This is a genomic window from Microvirga roseola, assembly GCF_020866965.1.
In the GTDB taxonomy this organism is placed as follows: Bacteria; Pseudomonadota; Alphaproteobacteria; order Rhizobiales; family Beijerinckiaceae; genus Microvirga; species Microvirga roseola.
Genome location: NZ_JAJATX010000007.1, coordinates 86,991 through 113,342, shown reverse-complemented (window position 1 = coordinate 113,342; position 26,352 = coordinate 86,991). Strand labels below are relative to the sequence as shown.

The window sequence follows — 26,352 nt, the reverse complement described above, 5'->3', positions numbered from 1 at the left end:
TGTCTTAGCGTCATGGGACTCGAAGCTTTGCCGGGCCCGTGCTATGGTTAACGGCTCATAAGCGCGCGATCGGGGGAAAACGTCATGGCGCGGCTCGCCGGAATTCAGCTGTTCAAGGGCTTGAATATCGACCTTGCTCCTTTCGAGGCGCGGGCCAACTGGCGCCGCTTTGATCCCGAGGAGGTCTTGGTCGACTTCGACGACCTCTCGACGGACGTGTATTTCCTGCTGGCCGGGGAGGTGCGGGTGCTCATGCGCACGGCCTCCGGCAAGGAGGTCATTCTCGACGAGATGCGGCCGGGAGAGCTGTTCGGCGAACTGGCAGCCCTGGACGGCATCCAGCGCTCCGCCAACGTGACCGCGCTGACGCGGGGCGAGGCCTGCGTGATGCCGGCCTCGGTCTTCAAGGAGATCATCTTCTCCCACAAGGAGGTTGCGGAGCGCCTGTTCTGCCTCATGGCCTCACGGATCCGCGAACTGAACGCCCGCTTTGTGGAGCAGACCGTTCTCGACCTGAGGCACCGGCTCTATTCGGAGCTCCTGCGCCTATCGATCCCGCGGGGCGAGAGGGTTGGGGAGCGGGTCATCACGCCGCCGCCCTTCCATCACATCATGGCCGCCCGCATCGGCTGCCGCCGCGAGCAGGTGACGCGGGAATTCACCATGATGACCCAGGAGGGGCTGATCGAGCGCACCCGCGGAGCCCTGGTCCTGCGCCAGCCTGACGTGCTCAAGGCCCGCGTCGCCGAGGCCATGCGGTCGGATCATTAGCGCATCGTGCGGCCTCGGAGAGCCGCGTCAGCGGAAAGTGGGTCCGGTTCTTCCGCGCCCAACGATGCTCACCTGCGAGAAGAAGGGCATCGGATGCTTTAGGCCGGCTTCGGCGCAGCTTTCGTGGCGGCTCTGCCCTCCGTGAGCGCGAGGGCGGTGGCCGTCAGCGTCACGCCCATGCCAAGCGCCTCCGGCCAGCCGAAGGCCTCCTGCGCAAAAACCACGCCGGCTGCAACGGCGATGACGGGGCTGACGAATGAGTAGAGACCGGCGCGGAAGGCGCCCCAGTCGCGCACCAGCCAGAGATAGATCGAGAAGCCGATCAGCGATCCGCCGAGAACCAGGGCGCCCAGTCCCAGCAGAGCGCGCCAGTCGGCGAGCGCCGCGAAATAGGCAGGATCATAGCCCTCCACCATAAGCGAGATCGGCACGAGGCCGAGCGCGCCGATGCTGGTCTGCCAGAAAGCCAGGGCAAGAGGGTGCATGGCCTGCATGAGCGGGCGGCTGACCACCGCGCCCCAGGCGTAGCTCAGGGTGGCTGCCGCCACGGCGGCAAGGCCGATGAATGCTCCATCCTGCGTCCTGCCCGTGCGGCCGGAGAAGAGCAGGACGAGGCCGACGAGGCCAAGCCCGATTGCTGCGAGGCGGCGCGTGGTGATGCGCTCCTGCCCATACAACGCCCCGACGAGGATCAAGAAGATCGGCAGCAGGGCGAGATTGACGATGGCGGAGAGGCCGGTCGGTGCGCGGGCGACGCCCCAGAAGAGAAGACTGTAGCAGCCGGTGGTGATCAGAAGCGAAGCGGCAATGACCCGGCCCGGCTGCTCCGGCCGGAGCGGCAAACCCTTGGCAAGGGTGATCGCGAGATAGCAGAGCCCGGCGAGGGCAAAGCGCAGGGCAGCGAGAAAAATCGGCGGCACGGCTTCGGAGGCGAGCTTCATCGGCAGCCATGTCAGGCCCCAGATCAGGGCCATCAGGGCAAAGGCCACCCATCGTGCCGTGCCGGTGCCCTGTCGCTCCATCTCTGCCCCTCCGCCGATCGTTTCACCCTAGTGGAGGCAAGGGCGGCGGGAAAGCGTCGGGACAGGTCCTAATGCTTCTGAACACCGGGCCCATAGGCTGCAAAGAACACGCGCATCGCGTTCTCCACATTCTTCCGGATTTCGGCCTCCGTGGGCGGCCCGCCGACGGCAAACAGCTGCCGGCGCATCAGGCCGGAGACGCAGAGATCGAGGAAGTGCTGGGCCGCGACGCCGGTGTCCTCGATGGAGAGCCTTCCTGCCTCCACCTGCCGGTCAAAATAGGCCTTAAGCCGGGCGATCCCCTGGCAGGGACCCGCCTCGAAGAAGGATCGGCCAAGACGTGGAAACTGCTCGGCCGCACCGACCACCATGCGGATCGAGGAGATGTGCTCGGGCCTGCCCATGTAGCGCAGATAGCTGTCGCCGAGCTTCGAAAGAACAGCCCTGACATCCGGATCCTCGGCGTCCAGCTTGAACAGGACCTCCGCAAGGCTCTGCCTCTCTTCGAGGGTCAGGGCTTCGAACAGGCTCTCCTTGCTTTCGAAATAGACGTAGAGCGTCCCCTTCGAGACGCCGGCAACCTTGGCGATTTCACCCATGCTCGCGCCGTTGAAGCCGCGCGCAAGGAAGACCTGGCGAGCTCCCTCCAGGATCTGGCGGCGCTTGGCGCTCTCAGCCCCATCCTCTGCAGAGGATGGGAGATCCTTGGAGCGAGCGATTTCATTGAGGTCGCTCATGTGCGTTTTGTCACCTCGAGGCTATTGACCGAACGGTTCGGTCAAATCATATAGGGCCTACATAGTCATCATAGAGCAAAGCGGCAAGGCAGGGCCAAGAATTCCGGGCGAGAGATCGGAATGAGTGTTTGGGGGCCAGTCCGTAGTGGCGCTTTGGAGGGTTTCCATGGCCTATCGTGAAGATTCCGAGCAGGGCGGCAGCATCGCCGGGGCTGCAGTGCAAAGGCAGCCCGGAGCGGCATCTGCCCAGGGGCAGGATACGCCGGCAGGGCAGGAGCCGCAGCCTAAAAAGAAGGGGCTCGGCAAGAAGCCGGTCATTCTAGCTGTCGTCGCAGCTGCGCTCGGCTTCCCCGGATACGAGGGCTACAACTGGTGGACGGACGGGCGCTTCATGGTCTCGACCGAGGATGCCTATGTGCAGGCCGATATCACGATCCTCTCGGCCAAGGTCTCCGGCTACGTCTCCTCCATCGCCGTCGCCAACAACCAGCAGGTCAAGGCAGGCGACCTGATCGCCCAGATCGACCAAGGCGACTATCGGCTCGCCTTGCAGGCGACCAAGGACAAGCTCGCGACCCAGCAGAGCGCAATCGAGCGCATCGGCCGCCAGATCGAGGCGGCTCGGGCCTCTGCTGCTCAGGCCGAGGCGCAGATCGCAGCAGCCAGGGCCGAAGCAGAGCGCGCGGAGAGCGACTATGCCCGCCAGCTTCAGCTCTCCCGCTCGGACTTCACCAGCAAGGCCGCGCTTGAGACCGCGAAGGCGGCCCGGGATCGGGCCGAGGCCAATGTGAAGAGCGCCCAGGCCGCGCTCGCGGCCGCCCAGGCCAATGTCGACGTTCTCGCCGCCCAGCGAAAGGAAGGCGGGCGGGTTGCCGCCGAACTGCAGACCTCCGTCGACAAGGCAGAGCGCGATCTGTCCTTCACGGAGATCCGCGCGCCGGTCGAAGGCGTCACCGGCAACAAGGCCATCGAGGTCGGCAGCTACGTTCAGCCGGGCGCCCGCCTTGCGGCTCTCGTGCCCCTGACGAGCGTGCGTGTGGACGCCAACTTCAAGGAGACGCAGCTCGCCGCTCTCAAGATCGGCCAGAAGGTCCATATCGAGGTGGACGCCTATCCGGATGCCGACATCCTCGGCACGGTGGAGAGCGTATCGCCGGCCTCGGGCTCCGTCTTCAGCCTGCTGCCGCCGGAGAACGCCACCGGCAACTTCACCAAGATCGTCCAGCGCGTGCCCGTCCGCATCGCCGTGAGCCCGGAGGTCGCCCGGCAGGGCATTCTTCGTCCCGGTCTCTCGGTGGTCGTCGATGTGGATACGCGCACCTCGGCCGAACCCTCGAAGACGGCCAGCATCAAAGAGTAGGCGAACCATGGCCGCCTCCGCCGCCATTCGGAACAAGCCCCATGCGGCAGGACCTGCCGCGCCGTCCGCGTCCGTCAGCAGGCGCCGGACCTTCGCGTTCTTCTGCATGGTCTTCGGCATGTTCATGGCGATCCTGGACATCCAGATCGTCTCGGCCTCGCTGGCCGAGATCCAGGCTGGCCTGTCCGCCTCCTCGGAGGAAATCTCCTGGGTGCAGACGAGCTATCTGATCGCGGAAGTGATCATGATTCCGCTCTCGGGCACGCTCTCGCGCGTGCTCTCGACCCGGTGGATGTTCGTGATCTCTGCCGGCGGCTTCACGTTCATGAGCTTTCTGTGCGCGACGGCCACGAACATCGAGCAGATGATCGTCTACCGTGTGCTCCAGGGCTTCATCGGCGGCGGCATGATCCCGACCGTCTTCGCCTCCGCCTTTACGATCTTCCCGCCGGAGAAGCGGCCCGTGGTCTCGCCGATCATCGGCCTCGTGGCGACGCTCGCGCCGACCATCGGCCCGACGCTCGGCGGCTATCTCACGGACCTGTTCTCCTGGCACTGGCTGTTTCTCATCAACATCGTGCCCGGCATCTTCGTGACCGTCTCCACCTATTTTCTGGTGGATTTCGATGAGCCGGATCTCAGCCTGTTCAAGAGCTTCGACTGGGCCGGCCTCGGCCTCATGGCCGCCTTTCTCGGCGGCCTCGAATATGTGCTGGAGGAAGGGCCGCTCAACGATTGGTTCCGGGGCGAGCTGGTGCTGGTCCTTACCGTCGTCTGCGTCGTGGGCGCTGTCGGCTTCTTCCATAGAGCCTTCACGGCGAAGCAGCCCATCGTGGATCTGCGCGCCTTTGCCGACCGCAACTTCCTGGCCGGCTCCTCGTTCAGCTTTGTCATGGGGATCGGCCTCTATGGCCTGACTTATCTGTACCCGGTCTATCTCGCCCGCGTGCGCGGCTATTCCTCGCTCCAGATCGGCGAGACGATGTTCGTCACCGGCGCGACCATGTTTCTCATGGCTCCCGTGGCCGGCATCCTCTCGCGCAAGCTCGATCCGCGGATGATGATGGCCATCGGCTTCGGAGCCTTCGCGCTCGGAACCTGGCAGATTACGGGACTGACGAAAGACTGGGATTTCTGGGAGCTCTTCGTTCCCCAGATCCTGCGCGGAGTGGGGCTGATGATCTGCATGGTGCCGATCAACAACATCGCGCTCGGCACATTGCCGCCGGACCGGATCAAGAACGCGTCGGGCCTCTACAACCTCACACGCAATCTCGGTGGTGCGGTGGGCCTGGCGCTCATCAATACGATCCTGAACGACCGCCTGGATCTCCATCTCCAGCGACTGCGTGAGAGCGTGAACTGGAGCCATGCGACCGCGGTCGAGGCACTCAACAACCTGACCCTGAAGTTCCACGATCTCGGGTCGGATGCCGGGCAGGCCGCTCTCAAGACCCTCTCGAACATCGTCAGGCGCGAGGCGCTGGTGATGTCCTTCTCGGATGTCTTCCTGCTGCTGACGGTGCTTTTCCTGGGACTGGTCGTTGCCTTGCCCTTCATCGAGAAGCCGCGCACCGCTCCTGCGGGAGCCGGCGGCCACTGAGCGAACAAAACCCCGGCCGTCGAGCCGGGCTTTTTCAGTTGGCCATGGACTTCAGCTTGAGCTTGCGCAGCAGGGCATAGACCTCCTCCGTCGAGTGGCAGATCCGGTTGAGGATCACGGGCTGCCGCAGCGAAACGTGGATGTGACTGGACCCATACATGCGAATGGTGCCGAAGCCCGGAAAGCGCCCGTTTCCGGGATGTCGATTGTTCCACCGGTTGGGCGGACGCCCGATCCAGGGGCGGTAGGTATGCACGGCATCGAGCAGTCGGGCGCATTCCCGGTAGAAATCCTCCTCGAGCGCATGCTGCTCCGCCTTCATTCCTGTCGCGTCTACCCGGCTCTCGTTCCGTCCTTGAAACGCAGGTTGTGAGCGCGCGCCATCAGCGAAACCTCCTGGGGCGACAGGGGATTACCGCTGCCGCCATCCATCAGTCGCTGCTCGCCGGACCACTCGCCGGTGGTCCGGTCGAGGCGCAGGATGAACGATCCGCCGTCGTTCACGCGCCATTCGGCTCTGTTCTCGGTTTCGAGCACGGGGGTATGGCCCTCGCCGGGCTCCCCCTTGTCCGGGCCGGCGGTAAGGTCGTGTCTCTGGTCCGCCTTGGGCTTCATCCTGTTGCTCCTCTCTCAGGCTTCGCGGGACATCCGGTTCTGGTCAACCTCCACCTCGACGCGGTTCATGTCGCCGGACGAGGCGCTCTCGTGCCACAGGGTTTGGATGTCCTGGGGGAGGGCTTCGCGAACCTTGCGGGTCTGCCCCTCGGGAAGATGGCGCGTCAGCACGGCAAAGACCGCGCAGGCCGCGGTGCGAGGATCCACGGGCCGTGTCATGCCGAGATTGTCCGATACCTGCTCGAGGAACTCGTCGAGGGAGCGGTAGCGCTCCGGCTGGATCGCGGGACGCCACTGGTCGTAATAGATTCCGCGTACCAGCAGGGGCAGTTCCGCTCCGAGATGGGCGGACAGGTCCAGTGGGATCCGGTCGCGGACCGTGCGCAGCACGGCGCCGAGGGCATGCCAGGCGACATGCCGGTCAGGACCGGTCACTTCCATGATCTCATTGAGCCAGATATGCGTCGTCTGAAGCGTCTTGTCGAAGACTTCGAGACCGTTCGCGCTCATGACGAACCTCCAAAAATTGAGCCGTTCAGGCCGGGCCGCCCTCTGGATCGGCAGGCCCGGCCAGCGCAGCATGCATGAAACTGAATTTTACGATTTGGCGCTGGATTGCTGGTTGCGCCGCTCGTCAGGCGTAATCCCGCCTTTCGAACCTTTCGAGCCGCCGCCCCATTTCTCGGCGTTGTCCGGCGAATGGGCCTTCGGGCTGCCGCTGGCAGCCGGATCGTGCTTGGTGTCACGTTTGTCGGGCATTGGGAAACTCCTTCTGCCATTGGTGGGCGAACGATGGAAATGGGTGGTTGTTCCGGGCGGACCGGCGGAAATCCAGTGCCGGATTATGCGGCAACGCTCGGGTCGGGGCGGTCAGGGGAAAGCCGCGTTTAACCTGTTGTTCTCAGGGGCCGAACGTCATAGGTTGCGCGCCAGGTTTTCTCGTTCAGGACGAAGTGCACGCATCTTGCCTCCTCCCCTCCGACATTCCGCTTCCGCCTCTGTCGGCGCCGTGCGCCGTACCTTTGCCCCCTGGTCAGATCCCGACGCCAAGCCTCTCATCCGCTTCGAGAACGTCACGAAGCGTTTCGGTGACGCCGTCGCCGCCGACAATCTCACGCTGAACATCTTCGAAGGCGAGTTCTTCTGCCTGCTTGGGCCCTCCGGCTGCGGCAAGACCACCCTCATGCGCATGCTCGCCGGTTTCGAGTTCCCGAGCGAGGGCGTCATCACCCTGGCGGGGCAGAACCTAGCCGGTGTGCCGCCCTACCGCCGGCCGGTGAACATGATGTTCCAATCCTATGCGCTCTTCCCGCATATGAGCGTGGAGAAGAACATCGCCTTCGGGCTCAAGCAGGACGGCCTGCCCAAGGGTGAGATCGTGGCGCGGGTCGGGGAAATGCTCCGTCTCGTGCAGCTCGAGAAGCTCGCCAGACGCTACCCGAGCCAGCTTTCCGGCGGCCAGCGCCAGCGTGTGGCGCTTGCCCGGGCGCTTGCCAAGAAGCCGAAGGTCCTCCTCCTCGACGAGCCCCTCGGCGCCCTCGACAAGAAGCTGCGCGAGGAGACCCAGTTCGAGCTGATGGACATCCAGCATGATCTGGGCATGACCTTCATCGTCGTCACCCACGACCAGGAAGAAGCCATGACCATGGCCGACCGGATCGCGGTGATGGACCATGGCCGGATCGTTCAGGTCGCGACCCCGGGCGAGATCTACGAGCAGCCGAAGACCCGCTTCATTGCCGAGTTCGTAGGCGACGTGAACATCCTGGAAGGCCATGTGCTCGGCCAGGAGAACGGCCTCTGGCGTGTGCAGACCCCCTCGGCGGAGGTTCCGCTCACCATCGACGATCCCGACGAGGTCCTGCATTCCGGCCAGGCGGTGGCGATCGCCGTGCGGCCCGAGAAGATGGTGATCCAGCGCGAGTGGCCGGGGCCCGATGCGATCAATGTGCTCACCGGCGAGGTGTGGGATATCGGCTATCTGGGAGACTGGACGGTCTACAGGGTCAGGCTCGCCACCGGCGAGATCCTGCGTGTGACGCGCGCCAATGCCTCGCGCTTCGTGGAGAATCCCATCGACTGGGATGAACAGGTCTACATCACCTTCGCGCCCGACGCGGCGGTGATCCTGGCGGAGTGAGCCATGCACAAGCGCCCGTTGACCCGCCGGCTGAGCGAAGGGCTGGTACCGGCCGTGCCCTTCCTCTGGCTCTGCCTCCTGTTCCTCGTGCCGTTCTTGATCGTCCTCAAGATCAGCCTCTCTGATCCGGCCATTGCCCAGCCGCCCTACAGGCCGGTTTTCGATTGGAGTGACATCGCCGGCTTCTTCTCGCAGCTCAATCTCGAGAATTACGAACTCCTGGTCGGCGACGATCTCTACCTGCGGGCGCTGCTGTCGTCGGTGCGGATTGCGGCTGTCTCGACCTTGCTGCTGCTTCTGGTGGGCTTTCCCATCGCCTATGCCATGGCTCGCGCGCCGGAGCGCTACCGCTCCCTGCTGGTCGCCCTCGTCATCCTGCCGTTCTGGACGAGCTTCCTGATCCGCATCTATGCCTGGATCGCCATCCTCAAGCCGGACGGCTTTCTCAATCAGGTCCTCATGGGAGCGGGGCTGATCTCGGAGCCTCTCGGCATCCTCAACACGGAGACGGCGGTCTTCATCGGCATCGTCTATGCTTATCTGCCCTTCATGGTGCTGCCGCTCTACGCGACGCTCGAGAAGATGGACGATACGCTGCTCGAGGCGGCGCTCGATCTCGGCTCGACGCCTTGGCGCTCCTTCTGGACGATCACCGTTCCGCTCGCCATGCCGGGCATCCTCGCAGGCTCGCTTCTGTGTTTCATTCCGGCGGTTGGCGAGTTCGTGATCCCGGATCTTCTCGGCGGGTCGGAGACGCTGATGATCGGCCGTCAGCTCTGGAGCGAGTTCTTCTCCAACCGGGACTGGCCGCTGGCTTCCTCGGTCGCCATCGTCCTACTCATTATTCTGGTCGTGCCCATCGTGATCTATCGCGATGCCGAGGCCCGTCGGGTGGAGAATGTGAGATGACGCGCCGCCTCAGCCCCTTCAACGTCACGGCCCTGGTGCTCGGCTTCGCCTTTCTCTACCTGCCGATCCTCCTGCTGGTGGTGTATTCCTTCAACGCCTCCCGTCTCGTCACCGTCTGGGGGGGCTTCTCGACCCGTTGGTACGGAATGCTCTTCCGCAACGAGGCGCTGATGGAGGCAGCCTGGGTGACGTTCAGGATCGCGCTGCTCACGGCCAGCGTCGCAACGATCCTCGGAACGCTCGCTGCCCTCGCCCTGACGCGCTACGGGCGCTTTCCCGGCCTGACGCTGTTCACCGGAATGGTCTATGCGCCCATGGTCATGCCGGAGGTCATCACAGGCCTGTCGCTGCTGCTGTTCTTCGTCGCCATCGGGCTCGACCGCGGATTCTGGACCATTACGCTGGCGCATACCACGCTCACCATGTGCTTCGTGACCGTGGTGGTGCAGGCGCGGTTGGTGACTTTCGACCGGTCTCTCGAGGAAGCGGCGATGGACCTCGGCGCACCGCCGCTCCGCACCTTCTTCGCGGTGACGCTGCCGCTGATCGCGCCGTCCATCGTGGCGGGCTTCCTGCTCGCCTTCACCCTGTCCCTCGACGACCTGGTGATCGCGAGCTTCAACACGGGGCCCGGTGCGACGACCCTGCCGATCCGGATCTACAGTGCGGTGAGGCTTGGACTATCGCCGGAGGTCAACGCAGCCTCGACCATCCTCATCGGGATCGTAACGCTCGGCGTGATTGCGGCGACGCTCCTGAGCAAGCGCTCGGTCATCCGCTCCCGCCGCAACGCTCACTGAGCCGTTGCGAGAGGGTTCTGGCTGCTGGGCTGGATCAGCTGCTGGCGGCCGAAGAGAGGCTTGGCCGCTCCCGAACGCTTGATGAGAGAGCGCACGTCCGGCATCACGGTGACGCTGTCCCATCCGCCCGTGATGTCGAATTCGAGGGCCACGTCGGGGTCGGGGCTAGCGCCTGCCTGGGAGACATGCGCTTTCAGGCTGAGGGCGCGGTCCACCAGTGAGACCTGCCCGTCGAGGCCGGCCTGAATGGTCGGGGCCGTGAGGCGGGTGTCCAGGACCTTGCCGATGCCCTTCTCCACGACGAGTTGTGCCTGAGCCTGATCGAATGCCGTTCGGCCGCTCTTCCAGTTGAGAGAGGCGAGGAGCGGTCGCTTCTCGACCCTCCGGAGGGCGTCGTCGAGAGCAAGCCCGACAAGCTCGCCTTCCTTGACCGTGACCGATGAGCGCCCCTGGGCATGACGCATCACCTCGGCAGGGGTCTTGCCCGAGCCTTCAAGCTGGAACTGGCCCTGGGCTGCGCCCGTGAGCCAACGCGGCTCGCCGATTGCGGCCAGGAAGGTGGAAACGTCCACGCCGGAGAACGTGCCCTGGCTCTTGAACTCCACGCTTTTGCCCTGGGCGATGAGGGACAGGCGGCCCTTCAGGGTGCCTTTGTGGAAATCGGCGCGTCCGATGGACGCCTCGATCCGGCCGGGGCGGACGAGGACGCTGGCCGCCATGTCGTCGAGGCGCAGGCGCCCGAGCTGGGCGCTCGATGCCGACAGGCGCAGATCCAGGCTGCTGCCGGTGGTATGCGCAAGGTCGATGGTCTCGCTGCTCCAGGCGCCGGATTCGTTGCGGGCCTGCTTGAAGGGCACGAACAGGTCCGACAGGTTCAGCGTGCCGGCTGCGAGCGTGCCCGTGATGATGGGACGCTCCGCCTCGAAACGGACCGCCATCGTTCCCTCAAGCTTGTCCTTGCCCAGCGTCACGGCCACGGAGGGCCAGGTCAGACGGCGGCGGTGCATGGAAAAATCGCCTGCGACCGACAAAGCCCGGACGAGCGAGCCGAACGGTAGCTCGACGCCGCTCCAATGCGTGAAATCCCGGACCGACTTGGCCTCGATTGTGCTTTCTCCCGTCATGCGGGGATCGTCTCCGAGCTGCGCCTCGCCCGTCACGGCGATGCGGCCGGAGGGAGCCGACAGGATCAGCGAGACCGGACTGATCTGGTCCGAAGCGAGCAGGCTCGGGGTGAGGGAGGCCTGCTCAAGCAGCACGGTTTCGTTCTGCCACACGGCGGAGCCGACCGCGTAGAGCGGTGAATCGGCATCGGCCCAGCTCACCACAAGGTTGACCCTGTCGAGCTTTGCATCCTCCAGATCGGTCCAGCGGACCGTTGCGCCGGCCAGGATGAGGCGGCGGGCGCGCGCATCGTCGGGGCGGGCCTTGGCGAGCCCGGCCCAGTCCAAACCCTGAAGTGCCTTCGATGAGGCCGTGATGTTCGCCTCACTCAAGGAGACTTCCGCAAGCTCGACCCGGCCCAAGACCATCGGCAGCAGGCGCAGCTCCCCTCGCAGGGTGCCACCCTCTGCCTCAAGAGCCTTGCCGGGGAAGCGAATGGTGACATTCTCGAACTTGACGCGGGGGATCGGCAGAAGGGCGAAGGTGCTGCGCCCCTCGGCCTTGAGCTCGAGACCGTAGCGCTCCTTCATGTGCTCGGTCACTGCCGACGAGAGCCCACTCCCGGTCAAGGTCCAGGGGGCCGCCGCCGCTCCGAGCACGGCAAGCGAGATGAGCGCGATGAGAAAAACGACGCGGCGAGACATGGATTTGAGCTTATGAAACCTTGTGCCCCGCATCACAAGCGGTGGTGGGAGAATGACAGTCCGGGGAGGCCTGAGCCATGGACCGTTTCCATATATCCACACGAAGGGATTGTCTAAAATGAGGCCGGGCTGCAGGGTGGCGCTCAGTCGCACCGGACCGTGCTCGGGCGGGGCGGATCTGGTTGCCGCTCGGGAACGGGAGGCGTACCAAACGAAAGAGGTAATTCCACCCTGGTGGAAACGGCTCTAAGAGCTTCTACAAGAGCGGGGAATGCTCGGGAGAGGATTGAATGGATAAGGTTTACAGCGATGCGCGCTCGGCGCTGGCTGGTCTGGTGAAGGATGGCATGACCATCATGGCCGGCGGCTTCGGCCTTTGCGGCATTCCGGAGGCGCTGATCGAAGCGATCCGTGATTCGGGGGCGAAGGACCTGACCTTCATCTCCAACAATGCGGGCGTGGACGGCGCCGGTCTCGGCCGGCTGCTGGAGACCCGGCAGATCAAGAAGATGATCTCGTCCTATGTGGGCGAGAACAAGCTCTTCGCCCAGCAATATCTCTCCGGGGAGCTGGAGCTGGAGTTCAACCCGCAAGGGACGCTGGCCGAGCGCATCCGCGCGGGCGGGGCAGGCATCCCGGCCTTCTACACCAAGACCGGCGTCGGCACCCTCATCGCCGAGGGCAAGGAGGTCCGCGAGTTCAACGGCGAGAAATATGTCATGGAGACGGGGCTCTTCGCCGATATTTCCATCGTCCACGCCTGGAAGGGCGACACGGAAGGCAACCTCGTCTACCGGAAGACGGCCCGCAACTTCAACCCGATGATGGCCTCCGCCTCGCGGCTGACCGTCGCCGAGGTCGAGCACCTGGTGCCGGCCGGTGAGATCGACCCGGACACCATTCACACGCCGGGAATCTTCGTGAAGCGCCTCGTGCATGTGCCGAACCCGGTCAAACACATCGAGCAGCGTACGACCCGCAAGCGCGCGGAGGAGGCAGTCTAATGGCATGGACCCGTGAACAGATGGCCGCCCGCGCGGCGAAGGAGCTGCGCGACGGCTATTACGTGAATCTCGGCATCGGCATCCCGACGCTGGTGTCGAACTACATCCCCAAGGGCATGCGGGTTCAGCTGCAGTCCGAGAACGGCATGCTCGGCATGGGGCCATTCCCGTTCGAGGGCGAGGAGGATGCCGACCTGATCAACGCCGGCAAGCAGACGATCACCGAACTGCCGACGACGAGCTATTTCTCCTCTGCTGATTCCTTTGCCATGATCCGCGGCGGCCACATCGATCTCTCCATCCTCGGCGCCATGCAGGTGGCCGAGAACGGGGACCTCGCCAACTGGATGATCCCAGGCAAGATGGTGAAAGGCATGGGCGGCGCCATGGACCTCGTGGCGGGCGTCAAGCGCGTCGTCGTGGTCATGGAGCACGTGGCCAAGGGCAAGGACGGCTCGGAGGATCCGAAGCTGCTGAAGGCCTGCACGCTGCCGCTCACCGGCGCAGGCGTGGTCGACATGGTGATCACCGATCTCGGTGTGTTCAGCATCGACAAGAAGGGCGGCTCCGGAATGACCCTCATCGAGCTCGCCGACGGCGTCACGCTCGATGAGATCAAGGCGAAGACGCAGGCCGCGTTCAAGGTTGCCCTGGACGGCAAGCAGTCCAGCGCGGCTTGATCGGCCAGAATCGGGATGAGACGAGAAGCGGCCTTCGGGCCGCTTTTCCTTTATGGGCTGGCGCTGCCGGAGGCCTTCAGCCGCATCTCGGCGCCGCGCACCAACTGGGTGACGGGAACGAGCCCGACCAGGACGATGACGAGGGCGGCCAGCGAGCCGTTCTCGAATGTGCCCCGCGCGGCATAGCCATAGACGAGCGTCGCCAGGGTTTCGGTGTTGAGGGGCCGCAGCAGCAGCGTCGCCGGCAGCTCCTTGATGCAGTCCACGAAGACGAGGAGCGCTGCACTCGCCAAAGCAGGCCGCATGAGCGGCAGCTGGATCCTTCGGACGAGGTCCTTCCGGGAGGCGCCGAGAGTGCGGGCCGCATCCTCGAGCCCTGGGGAAACCCGGTCCATGCCGGCGGAAAGAGAGCCGGTGGCGATTGGCAGGAACCGGATCACGTAGGCGATGATGATCCCGCCCGCCGCGCCCATCAGGAGCAGCCCGATGCGCTCGCCCGTGAGACTCCGCCAGAGATTGCCGATCAGGGTGTCGAAGGCGATCAGGGGCGTCATGAGCCCCAGGGCCAGAACGGTGCCCGGAACCGCATACCCCAGGCCCGCCAGGAAGAGCGAGCCTCGGGTGAGGGAGGTCCTCGCGAGCCGCGCGGCCGAGACCAGCATGATGGCGAGAGCGAGGGCGGCCAATGTTGCCGCGGCTGAAAGGCCGATGGTGGTCGTCAGGTGGGACAGGAAGGCCGCGTCCAACTGGCGGGTGAGTCCGCCGCGCAAGGTCTCCCGCAGCAGGAACGCAGTTGGCAGGATGAAGCCCAAGGTCACGGGGAGGGCGCAGAGGGTTGTCGCAATCCATGCCTGGCGGCCGGAAAGGGGGACCGGCTGCACGATCCGCGGCCGCTTGGTGGAAAGCGTGTAGCGCCTGTCGCGCCGGCCGTGGCGCTCGATAAGGATCAGCGCCACCACGAAGGCGAGCATCACGCAGGCGATCTGCGCCGCTCCTGCGAGGCTGCCACGGTTGAGCCAGGTGGTGTAGACCGAAACCGTCAGCGTGCGCACGCCGAGAAATTCGCTCGCACCGATGTCGTTGAGGGCCTCGAGGAGGGCAAGCGACAGCCCCACCGCAAGGGCCGGGCGGGCAAGGGGGATCGCGATGACTCGAAAGAGCTTGAAGCGACCGGCCCCGAGAGTGCGCGCCGCCTCCATCAGGCTGGCGCTCTGGGTCAGGAACATCGCCCGTGCCGCGATATAGACGTAAGGATACAGGACGGCCGACATCACCAGGATGCAGCCCGGAAGCGAGCGGATCTCGGGAAACCAGTAATCGGAGCGGGAGGTCCAGCCCATCGCCTCACGCAGGGCCATCTGCACGAGGCCCGCGGAATCGAAGACTTCGACATAGATGTACGCCGTGATGTAGGTCGGCACGGCGAGCGGCAGCGGAAGCAGCCAGACGAGGATGTCGCGACCGGGAAATCGGTGCGCCGTGACGAGCCACGCCGTCGCGATTCCCATGGAGCCTGCAAAGACGGCGACACCCGTCAGGAGCGCCAGCGTGTCGATGATGCTCGCCGGCAGGACATTGGCGATGAGATGCGGCCAGATCTCCGCATCGCCCTCCGCCGCGATGCCGAGGAGCGAAGCGAGGGGCAGCAGAACCAGCAGCCCGACCGTCCCCACGGCGGCCATTAGCCACCAGGGCAACCGCCGCGTCCTGCGCCGGCCGGGAAGGCGGAAAAGGGGAGGGGCTGCTGCTGTTGCTTTCAATGGAAATGGCGCCACCGTTTCCGGCAGCGCCTCCTGTCAGGTTGTGGTCACTGGCTTATTGGTCGAAGCCGACCTTGTCGACTAGTTCGCTGGCCTTCTTGCGGAGCTTCGCAATCTCGGCGATCGGCACGTTGTCCGCCTTGAGATCGCCGAAGGAGGCGATGGTCGGGTGGATCTTGATGCCGGCCTTCACCGGATACTCGGAATTGGCCTCGGCGTGGAGACGCTGAGCGTCGTCGGAGACCATGTATTCCATGAACTTGACGGCGTTGGCCTTGTTCGGAGCGTTCTTCGCCAGCGCGAGGCCGGAGACGTTGACGTGGGTGCCGCCGTCCTCGAAAGTCGGCAGGATCACGTTGATGGCCTCGCCCCACTTCTTCTGCTCTTCGTTGTTGCCGTTACGCATGAGCGAGACGTAGTAGGTGTTGCCGATGGCGATGTCGCAGACGCCGGCCAGGATGTCCTTGGCCTGCTCGCGGTCGCCGCCGGAGGGCTTCTTGGCGAGATTGGCCTTCAGGCCCTTCAGCCACTCCTCTGCCTTCTCCTCGCCCTTGTGGGCGATCATGGCTGCGAAGAGGCTGATGTTGTAGAGGTGCTGGCCCGAGCGGATGCAGACCTTTCCCTTCCACTTGGGGTCGGCAAGCTCTTCATAGGTGATCTTGTCCTGCTTCACACGGTCCTTGGAGGCGTAAACCACGCGGCCGCGCAGGGCGATGCCGTACCAGTGGCCTTCGGGATCGCGATAGGCGGCGGGGATCGCCTTCTCGAGCGCCTCGGACTTGACCGGCTGGGTCACGCCGTAATCCTTGGCAGCCTGCAGGCGGCCGATATCGACCGTGATGATCAGGTCCGCCGGGCTGTTCGCGCCCTCGGAGCGGATGCGCTCCTCGAGGCCGCTGCTCAGGAAGATCGTGTTGACCTTGATGCCGGTCTCCTTGGTGAAGTCGTCCAGGATCGGCTTGATGAGACCCGGCTCGCGGGTGGTGTAGATGTTCAGCACTTCTTCCGCTGCCGCGGAAAGGCTCGTTCCGGCGAAGATGCCCATGGCGGCAACGCCCAGGGCAAGGCTGCGCGCAAGCTTGGAGTTCAGCATTGTGGAATCCTTCGGAGCAACTGGGCGGGACAGCCTGTCCCGATTGGCTCTGGAAGAACCACAGCTGCGATTCCGATTCAATAAAAAAATAAGTTATTTCAATAGGTTAGATAAATTCTAAACTGAGGTTTATTGTAAGAATTCTAAGCTGACATGGCTTTCTTGACGACAGGCTCGTCGGGAGCGGCGGCGCGAAGGCGCGTGATTTCCGCCTCCATCCTCTCCATGTTCTGGAACAGGCGCTCGCTGGTAAGGCGCAGGAAATAGAAGCCGAATTCCGGGTTCTGGAAATAGAGCTGGCGTACCTGGTCATAGGAGATGCTGAGGACTTCGCCGCTCTCAAGACATTCAAGGGTCTGGGTGCGCCTGTTGTCAGGCGCCATGAAGCCCATCTCGCCCACGACCTGGCCCTGGGGGAGCTCGATCCCGAGTTCCTTCAGGCGGAACCGGCCAGACAGCGTGTAGAACATGCAGGTGGCAGTGTCGCCCTTGGCGAACAGCACCTCGCCGGCCTCCACCTTGCGGCGGGTCATGAACGGCTTGAGCCACTCCATGGACAGGTCGCTCTTGGAGGCCTGTTTGACCTTCTTGATCAGGCGCAGCATCTGATAGAGGCGCCAGCTGTTGAGGGGCAGCAGGATCAGATTGACCGTCATGCTCGGGTAGAGATGCATGATGGACGAATAGGTCAGCGAGGTCACATTCGCCGCGATGCCGACGCATCGCAGCGGAATGATCGTCTTCATTGCGCTGCCGGTAATGGCGAGCGCTGCCCCAAGCCAGCCGATTGCCTCGACCCATGTCATGGAAGGTGATCCAGAGTTTACGTTGCGGAATGGCCTATACCATCAAATCGGAAAGGCCGGGTACCGCCGAGTTGGCGCACACGAGAACAGATCCGTTCGCGCCGGAAGCCAAGGGAAGTCAAGGCGCTTGGAGCCTCATGCGGCAAAAAGGCCTCCAGGCGACCTGGAGACCTCCTAATGCAGAGAGAGCATTCCCGTCCATGAATCTGACCGGAAAACGCGCTTCCCGGATTCGCGCTCAGAAGCGGAAGCCTGCTCCGGCCCCGCGTCCCGTCATGACCGGCTCGATCTCGGGCGAAGATGGGCGCGGAGGGGCGATCCGATCCGGCACACTGAGCCTGCTCCGGCGCTGGACCGAAACGCTGGGCCTCTCGTCCGCCGCCGAGCGATTCGACAGGCTGCCGGTAACGGAGGGCGGAGGGGGCACGGGATCCCGCGGCAGCACCCCCATGGGCGCTCCGGTGTTGCATCCGCCAAGGCTCATGCCGGTCAGGACGAGGGCAGAAACGATCATCAGGTGACGCATAGTCCGACTCCGCAACGAACAAGGACGCGCAGAGAGCTAGGCCATTATTCCGAAGAGTCGAGTCTCACGCATCCGGCCATGCAGAATCCAAGGCTAGCATGCATGGAAAATCTCGGGGTAGGGTCTCCACCGGCAGCCATCGCGCGCCACCTAAAGAGACAGTATCCGTTGTGATCGAGAGGGATCGATGAAGCCGTTCTGCCGTGCCGGTGGCGCCGTGCTCATGCTGACGGTTCTTGCAGGGCCGGCCATGGCCAAGTGTTCGGATGCGCCCGGCCCCGGCGTGGACTGGTCCGGCTGCTCGAAGGCGCGGCTTTTCCTGGCCAATGAGAATCTGGCGGGGTCTGTGTTCAGCCGGTCCCTTCTCACTCTGAGCGACTTTGCAGCCTCCAGTCTCGCCGGGGCAAGGCTCGATGAGACCGAGGTCAGCCGTACGCGCTTCGAGAGCGCGGACTTGACGAAGGCCGACTTCACGAAGGCGCTCGGCTGGAGAGCGAATTTCGGCCGGGCCGTTCTCACGGGCGCCATGTTCGATACGGCGGATATGAGCCGCTCGAATTTCGCGCAGGTGAAGGCCGCGGGTGCCAGCTTCAGGAAGGCCGAATTGAACCGTTCCGATTTCAGCGGCGCGGATTTGACGGGCGCAAACCTGTCAAAGGCGGAACTGGCGCGGGTCGTCTTTCAGAATGCGCAGCTTACAGGGGTGGATCTCAGCTACTCCAATCTCTCACGGGCCAGGTTTGCCGGTGCGGATATGACGGGTGCGAACCTGACCCGCGCTTATCTCTATCTGACGCAGTTTGCCGGAACCGACCTCAGCGGCGCGACCGGCCTGACGCAGCAGCAGATCGATATTGCGTGCGGCGATGCGCAGACGCAGTTGCCTGCCGAACTGGCAAGACCACAGCACTGGCCCTGTTCCGAGGAGGGCGACTGAACCTCGCCGTAACGCGGGCGGGTGAACCAAATTCCAGCTTGGCCGTTGATTTCCCAGGGCCTTCTGTTTCGGGCCTGCTTGCCTGGGGGTGCGCTGACGTGACCACGCTCAAGGAATTCGAGGATGCCCTGCGTGAGCAGGGAATGCACATGGCCCTCGCCATCCTGCAGAGGCTGCGCGAGCGGGACCGGGAGAAGCGCTCCGTCACGCCCGGGCGTCGGATCGCGGGCCGCAGGATGACCCCTGAGCTGGCCCGGGAGATCCTGGAACTCCATGCCACCACGGAGATGACGCAGCAGGAGATCGCCTTTGCTCTCGGCGTCAATCAGGGGCGGGTCAACGAGGTGATCAAGCGGGGCAAATGGCTCGACGAGAATCCCGCCGCGCCGGAGGCCCTGGCCCGTGACCGCGCCAAGGCTAGGATGGCTGGACGGACAGGACGCAAGACGGCGGGGACGCAGAAGACACGCTCCGCCACACCCAAGCGTCGCCAGGGGCAGAAACCGGCAGGGCAGGGCCAACTGACTCTCGGCGACCTGTGAGCGGTAGTGCCGCAGCCTAGAAAATCCGCGCCGGAACATAAAAAGCCCTGCCCGGGTGGGGCAGGGCCGAGTGATCTCCTCGCCTTCGGGTGTCACACCGAAAACAGGCATAGTAGGGCATAGCAACTGAGAGATGTCAAATCGCTTATCCTCGCCGACGAGCGTTACTTTCGTCTTAATTGCAGATGTCTCTGTATCGCTCATGTAAAACCCGAAAGGAGTAGTCCTTTTTCTTACGGAATTACAGGCGCCTTGCAAGTAGGTGTTGCAGCTTTGCCATAGTCTTCCTGAGGGGAAACTTCATAAAGTGCCGTCGTGGTCCTCACACAAAGGATAGCGGTTATGAGAAAGCGTATTCTCTATCTTCTGACTGGGACGGCGGCCCTGGCTCTTGTCGCCCCGGCGGCTTCGGCTGCGGATCTGCCTGTCCAGGCTCCACCTCCGGCTCCGGTCTTCGCGCCGCCGCCGGTCTTCACCTGGTCGGGCTTCTACGTGGGCGTGAACGCCGGCTATGGCTGGGCGGAGAACAACAACGAAAGCGTCTTCGTCCCTGCCGGCGAGATCGGCCCGGGCTCGCCCGCCGGCACGATCAGCTACACGGACGAGAGCGGCGACGGCTTCGTCGGCGGCGGTCAGATCGGCTACAACTACCAGATCGGCTCCTTCGTGATCGGTCTCGAGACCGACATTCAGTGGGCGGATCTCGGCGCGGACCGTGACGGGGCCGTTTTCCCGGCGGTCTGGAGAAATGCCTATGACTTCCGTGCGGCCGGCGTGGCCGGCGGGATCGACTGGTTCGGCACCGTTCGCGCCCGCGCGGGCGTAGCCTTCGACCGGTTGCTGGTCTACGCCACCGGCGGCTTCGCCTACGGCAGCGGCGATACGAACGACGAGTTCGACGGCCTCCTCTTCGGGGATGACGGCAATGACGTGCGCACTGGCTGGGTGATCGGCGGCGGTGTCGAATGGGCCATCCCGACGAACTTCGGTTTCCTCGGTTCGGGCGCAACCATCGGCCTCGAAGGCCTGTGGGTGAACCTCGATCAGGAGGACAACGGCACGTATATCGGAAGCGTAGCCGTTCCCGGCGGCCGGGAGCCTGTCTTCGCCAGTGTCCGGAACAGCGAGGACAACGAGTTCTTCGTGGCCCGTGCCAAGTTGAACTTCAAGTTCGGCACGTACTGAACCTTGCCGACCGTAACGAAAGGCCCGGGAGAACCCGGGCCTTTTTCGTGGCAACAAGAGAAAGGCCGCGACCTGTTCCTTTACGTTTACAGGTCGCAGCCTCCGGCCCGTGATTTTGCCCCCACGGGAAGTTCAGCCCTAAACCGTTCAAACGTGACCTGAATGCGGCACAGCTTCGGGATAAAAATTTTATTTTTTGTGGAACCAAACGTTCCGCGGAGTGTTGTAGGGATCTCCGGTCCATTTTTGCCCCTACGGCCGGACACTTAGAGCACTCTCCTAGAGAGTGCTCTTTCTTTTTTGTAGAGCTCCTCTGCGTCGCAAAAGCTCAGGCGTAGGTGCGCTCGTCGGCGATGACCTTGCCGTCGTTCGGGAGGCTGCCCGGTGTGGTGAGGGTGACGACGCCCTTGAGCTTGGTCACGTTCTGGAGCGTATCCCCGATGGCGGCGGCCAGATCGTCGCCTGGAGACGGGGCTTCGGCCATCAGCGTCATCATGTCCGTCTCTCCCTCGCGGGTGATGACGAGGCGCAGGCGCCCGAGATCGGGATGGCGGCGGCCGATCTCCGCCACCTGCTCGGGGCGCACGAACATGCCCTTCACCTTCGCGGCCTGATCGGCTCTTCCCATCCAGCCCTTGATCCGCATGTTGGTGCGTCCGCAGGGGCTCGCACCTTTCAGGGAAGCGGTCAGATCGCCGAGTGCCAGCCGGATGAGAGGCCGGTGCGGATCGAGCGTGGTCACAACGATCTCGCCTACATCCCCCTCCGGCACCGGATCGCCGGTGCCCGGCTTCACGATCTCGACGATGAGGCCCTCGTTCACCACCAGACCCTCGCGGGCAGGAGACTCGTATGCCACCAAGCCGAGATCGGCCGTGGCATAGGCCTGGTAGGCCTCGATGCCGCGGGAGGAGAACTCCTCCTGCAGGGATTTCGGAAAGGCCGCGCCCGAGACAAGCGCCCGCCTGATGGAGGACACGTCCCGTCCCGCCGCTTCCGCGCCGTCGAGGAGGATCTTGAGGAAATCCGGCGTGCCGCAATAGGCGACCGGCCGGTAGGCCTCGATCAGCTCGAACTGCTGCTCCGTGTTGCCGGGCCCGGCAGGGATGACGGCGCAGCCGAGGGCGCGCGCACCGGAATCCATGATGAAGCCGCCCGGCGTCAGGTGGTAGCTGAAGGTGTTGAGCACCACGTCGCCGTTGCGGAACCCGGCGGCATGCAATCCCCGCGCCATGCGCCAGGGATCTGGCGCATTGGCCTCCGCTTCGAAGATCGGACCCGGCGAGGTGAAGAGGCGCGCGAACGAGCCCGGAGCGCCGGGAACGAAGCCGCCGAAGGGGAGGGACGCTTTCTGCAGAGCTGGTAGTTCGGCCTTGCGAAGCACCGGCAGGCCTGCCAGCGCCTCGCGGTTCGTGATGCGGCTCGGATCTATGCCCTGCAGCCGTTCCGCATAGGCCGGTGTCTCGGCGGCCCGCCTCAGGACATCCGGCAGGCGCGCGAAAAGAGAGGCCTCGCGTTCCGCAGGCTCTCGGGTTTCGTAGATATCGAAATGGTCGCTCAAGGCTTGTCTCTTCCCGTCTGAAGGGCTGTCACGCCAGCCAGCGCTTGCGGCGCTTGTAACTCTTCACGTCGCGGAACGACTTGCGGTCGCCTTCCGAGACGCCGAGGTAGAATTCCTTCACGTCCTCGTTCTCCCGCAGCATCTGTGCGGGACCGTCCATGACGACGCGTCCGGTCTCGAGAATGTAGCCGTAGGTGGCGTATTTCAGCGCCATATTGGTGTTCTGCTCGGCCAGGAGGAAGGAGACGCCTTCCGTCTCGTTGAGCTTGTGAACGATTTCGAAGATCTCCTCCACGATCTGCGGGGCCAGGCCCATGGACGGCTCGTCCAGCAGGATCATGGAGGGACGGGACATCATCGCCCGGCCGATGGCGCACATCTGCTGCTCGCCGCCGGAGGTATAGCCCGCCATGGAGGTTCGCCGCTGCTTCAGGCGCGGGAAATACTCGTAGATGGCTTCCAAGTCCCGCCGGATCGCAGCGTTGCCGTCGCGGCGCGTGAAGGCGCCGGTGAGGAGATTGTCCTCGATGGTGAGGTGCCCGAAGCAGTGCCGGCCCTCGAGAACCTGAATGCAGCCGCGGCGCACGAGTTCGTTGGGGGAGAGGCGGTCGACGCGCTCGCCTTTGAACTCGATGGTGCCCTTCGTGACCTCGCCACGCTCGGCGCGCAGCAGGTTGGAGACAGCCTTCAGCGTCGTGGTCTTGCCTGCGCCGTTGGCCCCGAGCAAAGCCACGATGCCGCCCTTGGGCACGCTGAGCGAGACGCCTTTGAGAACGAGGATCACGTGGTCGTAGACGACCTCGATGTTGTTGACCGTCAGGACGGTTTCGGCAGGAGCAGGCTGCAAGGCTGCGGCGGTCATGACAATCTCCCGGCCCTCTCTGCGGGAAAGGGTGGCGAAGGAAGTGAGCCGGGAGAGGGGCTGCCGGAAGTCGCAGCTTCCCTTCTCCCGAACCATGTTGACACAAGGGTCACCCTCTCCCCACCGAGCCCGGGAACACCCGGCCTGCGCGGGGAGAGGGTCAGTCGTCTTAGCTCTGGTTGTCGCAACGCTCCGAGCGCTTGGGCCAGCCGGGATTCTTGTCGGCATAGTCCTTCGCTGCGGCGTCGAGCTGGGCGCGGACCTGCTCGGTCATCGGCTTGATGGGCTCGGAAATCTTCACCCACTTCGAGCCGTCCCACTCCTGCATGAAGGCAGGGCTGTGGCTGTTGTGGTCCGTGCAGGTGAGAGCCATCGGATCCGTGAAGCCTTCGAGCCCCAGCTCCTTGAGACGGGCCGGATCGAGCTTGATGTTCTCCATGCCGCGGCGCACGTCCTCGCCCGTCACGACCTTCTTGCCGGTGACCGTCTGGGCCTGGGCGATGCCTTCCGCGATCAGCAGCGAGTTGTAGACGCCGCGATTATAGAGGAGCTCTCCGACCTTATCCTTCGGTGCCTTGGAGAGGCCCTTGTCGACCACGTGCTTCTGGATGTCCTTCAGGGCAGGGTAATCCGTGCCGACGGCATGCCAGTTCAGCATCTTGAAGCCCTTGGCGCCTGCGCCGCCCGCACGGGCGTCGTCCTCACCCGGCCACCAGACGGAATAGAACTTGTCCATCGGATAGCCCGAGCGGACCGCTTCCTTGACGGCGGCTCCGTTCATGGCACCCCAGCCCCACATGATCATGTAGTCGGGACGGTCGCGGCGCACGCTCAGCCATTGCGAGGACTGATTCTGCATGTCCTGGGCGGCGACCGGATAGAGCGCCACCTCGAAGCCATACTGCTTGGCGAGTTCCTGCAGCAGCGGGACCGGCTCCTTGCCGAAGGCTGCGTCGAGATGCAGGAAGCCGATCTTCTTGCCCTTGAGCTTCTCCAGTCCCCCTTCCTTCTCGCCGATGTACTTGACGATCATCGACAGGCCGTCCCAGTAGGTGGCCGGCGGGTTGAAGACCCAGGGGAAGATGTCGCCGCGGGCCGAGGCCGAGAGGCCGTAGGCCATGGAGAGGATCGGGATCTTGTCCACTGAGGCGCGGGGGATCAGCGGCAGGGTGATGCCGGTCGACCAGGGATTGACGATAACCGGGTTCTTGCCCTTCACCGCCTCGTAGCACTCGACGCCCTTCTTGGTGTCGTAGCCCGTTTCGCATTCTTCGAGCACGAGCTTCACGCCGCCGATGCCGCCGTCGCGCTCGTTCAGCATCTGAAGGTAGTCATGCATGCCGTCGGCGATGGGAATGCCGGAGCCGGCGAAGGGGCCCGTGCGGTAGGTGAAGAGGGGCACATAGACGGAGTCCTGCGCGAAGGCAGGAAGGGTAGCGCCGCCGACCAGGGTCGCAACGGCCAGTCCAAGGCTCAGTTTTCGAAACGACATTTCTGCGTTTCCTCCCGTTGTTGTCCGGCATCACGCCGGAGGTTCGTAGTTCCCGTCTCCTTATGGTCCGCTGTCAGTAGGGGAACGGCCAGACCAGGAGCTTCTGTTTGCCGATCTGCCAGAGCCGCGCGAGGCCGTGCGGTTCCACGATTAGGAAGAAGATGATGAGCGCGCCCACGATCATGAAGCGCAGGTGTTCGATGGTCTCGGCGGCGATCGGAATGCCGAGGGGCTCGAAGATAGCCGGCAGCACGATGCCCAGAACGATGGGCATGATGAAGATGAGCGCCGCCCCGAAGAACGAGCCGATCAGGCTGCCCAGGCCGCCGATGATGACCATGAACAGGATGAAGAACGATTGGTTGATGTTGAAGACGTCGTATTCCGCGCCGCCGTACCAGAGGAAGACGAGCAGGGCTCCGGCGACGCCGCAGTAATAGGACGAGACCGCGAAGGCCAGGAGCTTCGTCTGGAGGGGACGGATGCCCATGAGCTCGGCGGCGAGGTCCATGTCGCGGATCGCGATCCACATGCGCCCGATGCGGCCATGGACGAGGTTGGAAGCGAGCCAGGTGAGCACGATGACGATGGTCAGCACCACCAGATAGCGGGTCTGCGGCGTGGCGGTCGCGCCGACGATCGGGATGCCGAACAGGGTGCGCAGGGGCGCCTCGAGCGCTCCCGACACATTGTAGTTCACGAGCCACGGGATGCGGATGAAGCACCATTGCAGGAAGAATTGCGCCGCCAGCGTCGCGACCGCGAGGTAGAATCCCTTGATGCGCAGGGAAGGAAGCCCGAACAGGGCGCCGATGCCCGCCGAGAAGAAGCCGGAGACGAAAATCCAGACGATGACGTTCACCTCCGGAAAGGCGGTCATCAGCTTGTAGCAGGCATAGGCCCCGACCCCCATGAACGCGCCGGTGCCGAGCGACAGGAGGCCCGTATAGCCGGTGAGGATGTTCAGGCCGATGGCGGCGAGAGAGAACACCAGGAACGGGATCAGCACCGCCTGGAGCAGGAAGTCGTTGCCGAGAAAGGCAAGCGAATAGGCGACCAGGACGATGAGGCCGAGGCCGATCCTGTCCTCGCGTAAGGGGAAGATCGCCCGGTCGGCGACATAGTTCGTCTTGAATTGGCCAGCCTCACGGTAGAGCACTTAACTCTTCTCCCTCAAATCCGTTCGATGATCTTCTCGCCGAACAGGCCCTGCGGCCTGTAGAGCAGGAACAGGAGGGCGATGACGTAGGCGAGCCACGTCTCGATGCCGCCGCCGACCAGGGGCCCCCAATAGAATTCCCCGAGCTTCTCGCCGATGCCGATGATGAGCCCGCCGATGATGGCTCCGGGGATGGAGGTGAAGCCGCCGAGGATGAGGACGGGCAAGGCCTTCAGCGCAATGATCTGCAGCGAGAAGGACACGCCCGCGCGTGCGCCCCACATGATGCCGGCCACCAGGGCCACGATGCCGGCGGCGAACCACACGATGACCCAGATCTGGTTGAGCGAGATGCCGACCGAAAGGGCGGCCTTGTGGCTGTCCGCGACGGCGCGGAGCGCCCGGCCGATACGGGTCTTCGAGAAGAAGACCGCAAGCAGGCCGATCATGATCGACGCGATAACGGTCGCGGCGATGTCGAGGTGCTGGAAGCGCACGAAGCCGCCCAGCATCTCAACCTCCGTCGTGCCCTGGGGCAGGTAGAGTTCGCTCGTGATCATCTCCTTTGGGCTGCCGCCGAAGATGAGCTCGCCGAAGCCGATCAGGAAATAGGTGAGCCCGAAGGTCGCCATGAAGAGGATGATGTCGGGCTGGTTCACGAGGGGGCGCAGAACCACGCGCTCCACCGTGAGAGCCAGGATCAGCATCGCGCCACCGGTCAGGAGGAGGGCGAGGAGGGCGGGCACGCCCTGCTCGTAGAGCCCCACCAGGATCAGGGCCGAGAAGACGACCATGATACCCTGCGCGAAGTTGAACACGCCCGAGGCCTTGAAGATGAGGACGAAGCCGAGCGCGATCAGGGCATAGAGGATCCCGGAGACCAGCCCTTCCCACAGCGTCTGGATCAGGAGATCCGGCGCCTCACCCATGAAGACGAAGGGCTCGATGAAGATCTTGTAGAGAATGTCCATCGCTTCTCG

The 26,352-nt window shown here is 64.1% G+C and carries 27 protein-coding genes; 11 read left to right on the top strand and 16 right to left on the bottom strand.

Annotated elements, in window-relative coordinates; genetic code table 11:
- Positions 1 to 84: 84 nt before the first annotated feature.
- Positions 85 to 771: a Crp/Fnr family transcriptional regulator gene (locus LG661_RS07065; protein WP_230531173.1), complete on the top strand. Its 687-nt coding sequence runs from the start codon at positions 85 to 87 to the stop codon at positions 769 to 771.
- 98 nt (positions 772 to 869) lie between these two features.
- On the opposite strand, the gene LG661_RS07060 is transcribed toward LG661_RS07065, so the two are convergent.
- A complete protein-coding gene (locus LG661_RS07060) occupies positions 870 to 1,793 on the bottom strand; it encodes a DMT family transporter (RefSeq protein ID WP_230531172.1) in 924 nt (307 codons plus the stop codon).
- Positions 1,794 to 1,861: 68 nt separating this feature from the next.
- A complete protein-coding gene (locus LG661_RS07055; RefSeq protein ID WP_230531171.1) occupies positions 1,862 to 2,530 on the bottom strand; it encodes a TetR/AcrR family transcriptional regulator in 669 nt (222 codons plus the stop codon).
- Between the two features lie 166 nt (positions 2,531 to 2,696).
- Between LG661_RS07055 and LG661_RS07050 the strand changes: the two genes are divergently transcribed.
- Positions 2,697 to 3,890 carry an HlyD family secretion protein gene (locus tag LG661_RS07050; protein WP_230531170.1) on the top strand — a complete coding sequence of 398 codons (1,194 nt, stop codon included), beginning with the start codon at positions 2,697 to 2,699 and terminating at the stop codon, positions 3,888 to 3,890.
- A gap of 7 nt (positions 3,891 to 3,897) precedes the next feature.
- A complete protein-coding gene (locus tag LG661_RS07045; protein WP_230531169.1) occupies positions 3,898 to 5,493 on the top strand; it encodes a DHA2 family efflux MFS transporter permease subunit in 1,596 nt (531 codons plus the stop codon).
- Between the two features lie 34 nt (positions 5,494 to 5,527).
- On the opposite strand, the gene LG661_RS07040 is transcribed toward LG661_RS07045, so the two are convergent.
- From LG661_RS07040 to LG661_RS07025, 4 genes are all read right to left on the bottom strand, one after another.
- Positions 5,528 to 5,815, bottom strand: a complete 288-nt coding sequence (locus LG661_RS07040) for a hypothetical protein (protein WP_230531168.1) — start codon at positions 5,813 to 5,815, stop codon at positions 5,528 to 5,530.
- A gap of 11 nt (positions 5,816 to 5,826) precedes the next feature.
- Entirely contained in the window at positions 5,827 to 6,108 is a 282-nt protein-coding gene (locus LG661_RS07035; RefSeq protein WP_230531167.1) for a hypothetical protein, read from the bottom strand.
- Positions 6,109 to 6,123: 15 nt separating this feature from the next.
- Positions 6,124 to 6,618 carry a DUF2267 domain-containing protein gene (locus LG661_RS07030; RefSeq protein ID WP_230531166.1) on the bottom strand — a complete coding sequence of 165 codons (495 nt, stop codon included), beginning with the start codon at positions 6,616 to 6,618 and terminating at the stop codon, positions 6,124 to 6,126.
- Between the two features lie 87 nt (positions 6,619 to 6,705).
- On the bottom strand, positions 6,706 to 6,867 hold the full coding sequence (locus tag LG661_RS07025) for a hypothetical protein (protein WP_230531165.1): 162 nt from the start codon (positions 6,865 to 6,867) through the stop codon (positions 6,706 to 6,708).
- A gap of 205 nt (positions 6,868 to 7,072) precedes the next feature.
- Here LG661_RS07025 and LG661_RS07020 point away from each other — a divergent pair, with 205 nt between their 5' ends.
- Genes LG661_RS07020 through LG661_RS07010 form a run of 3 tightly spaced genes read left to right on the top strand, consistent with a single transcriptional unit; the run spans position 7,073 to position 9,957 of the window.
- Positions 7,073 to 8,248: an ABC transporter ATP-binding protein gene (locus tag LG661_RS07020; protein WP_230531164.1), complete on the top strand. Its 1,176-nt coding sequence runs from the start codon at positions 7,073 to 7,075 to the stop codon at positions 8,246 to 8,248.
- 3 nt (positions 8,249 to 8,251) lie between these two features.
- The gene (locus LG661_RS07015) at positions 8,252 to 9,157 is read left to right on the top strand and encodes an ABC transporter permease subunit (protein WP_230531163.1); all 906 of its coding nucleotides are present in this window, start codon (positions 8,252 to 8,254) and stop codon (positions 9,155 to 9,157) included.
- Positions 9,154 to 9,957, top strand: coding sequence for an ABC transporter permease (locus tag LG661_RS07010; protein ID WP_230531162.1), 804 nt, complete (start codon positions 9,154 to 9,156; stop codon positions 9,955 to 9,957). The genes LG661_RS07015 and LG661_RS07010 overlap by 4 nt, the downstream gene beginning before the upstream one ends.
- Here LG661_RS07010 and LG661_RS07005 read toward each other — a convergent pair.
- Positions 9,951 to 11,765 carry an AsmA family protein gene (locus tag LG661_RS07005; protein ID WP_230531161.1) on the bottom strand — a complete coding sequence of 605 codons (1,815 nt, stop codon included), beginning with the start codon at positions 11,763 to 11,765 and terminating at the stop codon, positions 9,951 to 9,953. The two genes, LG661_RS07010 and LG661_RS07005, sit on opposite strands and share 7 nt — an antisense overlap.
- A gap of 290 nt (positions 11,766 to 12,055) precedes the next feature.
- Here LG661_RS07005 and LG661_RS07000 point away from each other — a divergent pair, with 290 nt between their 5' ends.
- Positions 12,056 to 12,769: a CoA transferase subunit A gene (locus tag LG661_RS07000; RefSeq protein ID WP_230531160.1), complete on the top strand. Its 714-nt coding sequence runs from the start codon at positions 12,056 to 12,058 to the stop codon at positions 12,767 to 12,769.
- A complete protein-coding gene (locus LG661_RS06995; protein ID WP_230531159.1) occupies positions 12,769 to 13,449 on the top strand; it encodes a 3-oxoacid CoA-transferase subunit B in 681 nt (226 codons plus the stop codon). The genes LG661_RS07000 and LG661_RS06995 overlap by 1 nt, the downstream gene beginning before the upstream one ends.
- A gap of 50 nt (positions 13,450 to 13,499) precedes the next feature.
- Here LG661_RS06995 and LG661_RS06990 read toward each other — a convergent pair whose 3' ends face one another.
- From LG661_RS06990 to LG661_RS06975, 4 genes are all read right to left on the bottom strand, one after another.
- Positions 13,500 to 15,146 (bottom strand): ABC transporter permease, encoded by a 1,647-nt coding sequence (locus LG661_RS06990; RefSeq protein WP_230531158.1) that lies wholly within the window; start codon positions 15,144 to 15,146, stop codon positions 13,500 to 13,502.
- Positions 15,147 to 15,264: 118 nt separating this feature from the next.
- Positions 15,265 to 16,302: a Fe(3+) ABC transporter substrate-binding protein gene (locus LG661_RS06985; protein ID WP_230531157.1), complete on the bottom strand. Its 1,038-nt coding sequence runs from the start codon at positions 16,300 to 16,302 to the stop codon at positions 15,265 to 15,267.
- A 143-nt stretch (positions 16,303 to 16,445) separates the two neighbouring features.
- Entirely contained in the window at positions 16,446 to 17,108 is a 663-nt protein-coding gene (locus LG661_RS06980; protein WP_230531156.1) for a Crp/Fnr family transcriptional regulator, read from the bottom strand.
- A gap of 238 nt (positions 17,109 to 17,346) precedes the next feature.
- Complete coding sequence (locus LG661_RS06975; protein ID WP_230531155.1) at positions 17,347 to 17,634, bottom strand: hypothetical protein; 288 nt, start codon at positions 17,632 to 17,634, stop codon at positions 17,347 to 17,349.
- A gap of 187 nt (positions 17,635 to 17,821) precedes the next feature.
- Between LG661_RS06975 and LG661_RS06970 the strand changes: the two genes are divergently transcribed.
- The 3 genes from LG661_RS06970 to LG661_RS06960 all read left to right on the top strand — a co-directional run bounded on the left by LG661_RS06970 (position 17,822) and on the right by LG661_RS06960 (position 20,298).
- Positions 17,822 to 18,571 (top strand): pentapeptide repeat-containing protein, encoded by a 750-nt coding sequence (locus LG661_RS06970; protein WP_230531154.1) that lies wholly within the window; start codon positions 17,822 to 17,824, stop codon positions 18,569 to 18,571.
- Between the two features lie 98 nt (positions 18,572 to 18,669).
- Positions 18,670 to 19,113, top strand: coding sequence for a sigma factor-like helix-turn-helix DNA-binding protein (locus tag LG661_RS06965; RefSeq protein WP_230531153.1), 444 nt, complete (start codon positions 18,670 to 18,672; stop codon positions 19,111 to 19,113).
- Positions 19,114 to 19,455: 342 nt separating this feature from the next.
- Positions 19,456 to 20,298, top strand: a complete 843-nt coding sequence (locus LG661_RS06960) for an outer membrane protein (RefSeq protein WP_230531152.1) — start codon at positions 19,456 to 19,458, stop codon at positions 20,296 to 20,298.
- A 328-nt stretch (positions 20,299 to 20,626) separates the two neighbouring features.
- Here LG661_RS06960 and LG661_RS06955 read toward each other — a convergent pair whose 3' ends face one another.
- The 5 genes from LG661_RS06955 to LG661_RS06935 all read right to left on the bottom strand — a co-directional run bounded on the left by LG661_RS06955 (position 20,627) and on the right by LG661_RS06935 (position 26,343).
- The gene (locus tag LG661_RS06955) at positions 20,627 to 21,859 is read right to left on the bottom strand and encodes a phenylacetate--CoA ligase family protein (RefSeq protein ID WP_230531151.1); all 1,233 of its coding nucleotides are present in this window, start codon (positions 21,857 to 21,859) and stop codon (positions 20,627 to 20,629) included.
- A 28-nt stretch (positions 21,860 to 21,887) separates the two neighbouring features.
- Entirely contained in the window at positions 21,888 to 22,721 is an 834-nt protein-coding gene (locus LG661_RS06950; protein ID WP_230531150.1) for an ABC transporter ATP-binding protein, read from the bottom strand.
- Between the two features lie 169 nt (positions 22,722 to 22,890).
- Positions 22,891 to 24,213 carry an ABC transporter substrate-binding protein gene (locus LG661_RS06945; protein WP_230531149.1) on the bottom strand — a complete coding sequence of 441 codons (1,323 nt, stop codon included), beginning with the start codon at positions 24,211 to 24,213 and terminating at the stop codon, positions 22,891 to 22,893.
- A gap of 73 nt (positions 24,214 to 24,286) precedes the next feature.
- Complete coding sequence (locus tag LG661_RS06940; RefSeq protein ID WP_230531148.1) at positions 24,287 to 25,372, bottom strand: branched-chain amino acid ABC transporter permease; 1,086 nt, start codon at positions 25,370 to 25,372, stop codon at positions 24,287 to 24,289.
- Between the two features lie 14 nt (positions 25,373 to 25,386).
- Complete coding sequence (locus LG661_RS06935) at positions 25,387 to 26,343, bottom strand: branched-chain amino acid ABC transporter permease (RefSeq protein ID WP_230531147.1); 957 nt, start codon at positions 26,341 to 26,343, stop codon at positions 25,387 to 25,389.
- Positions 26,344 to 26,352: the final 9 nt, after the last annotated feature.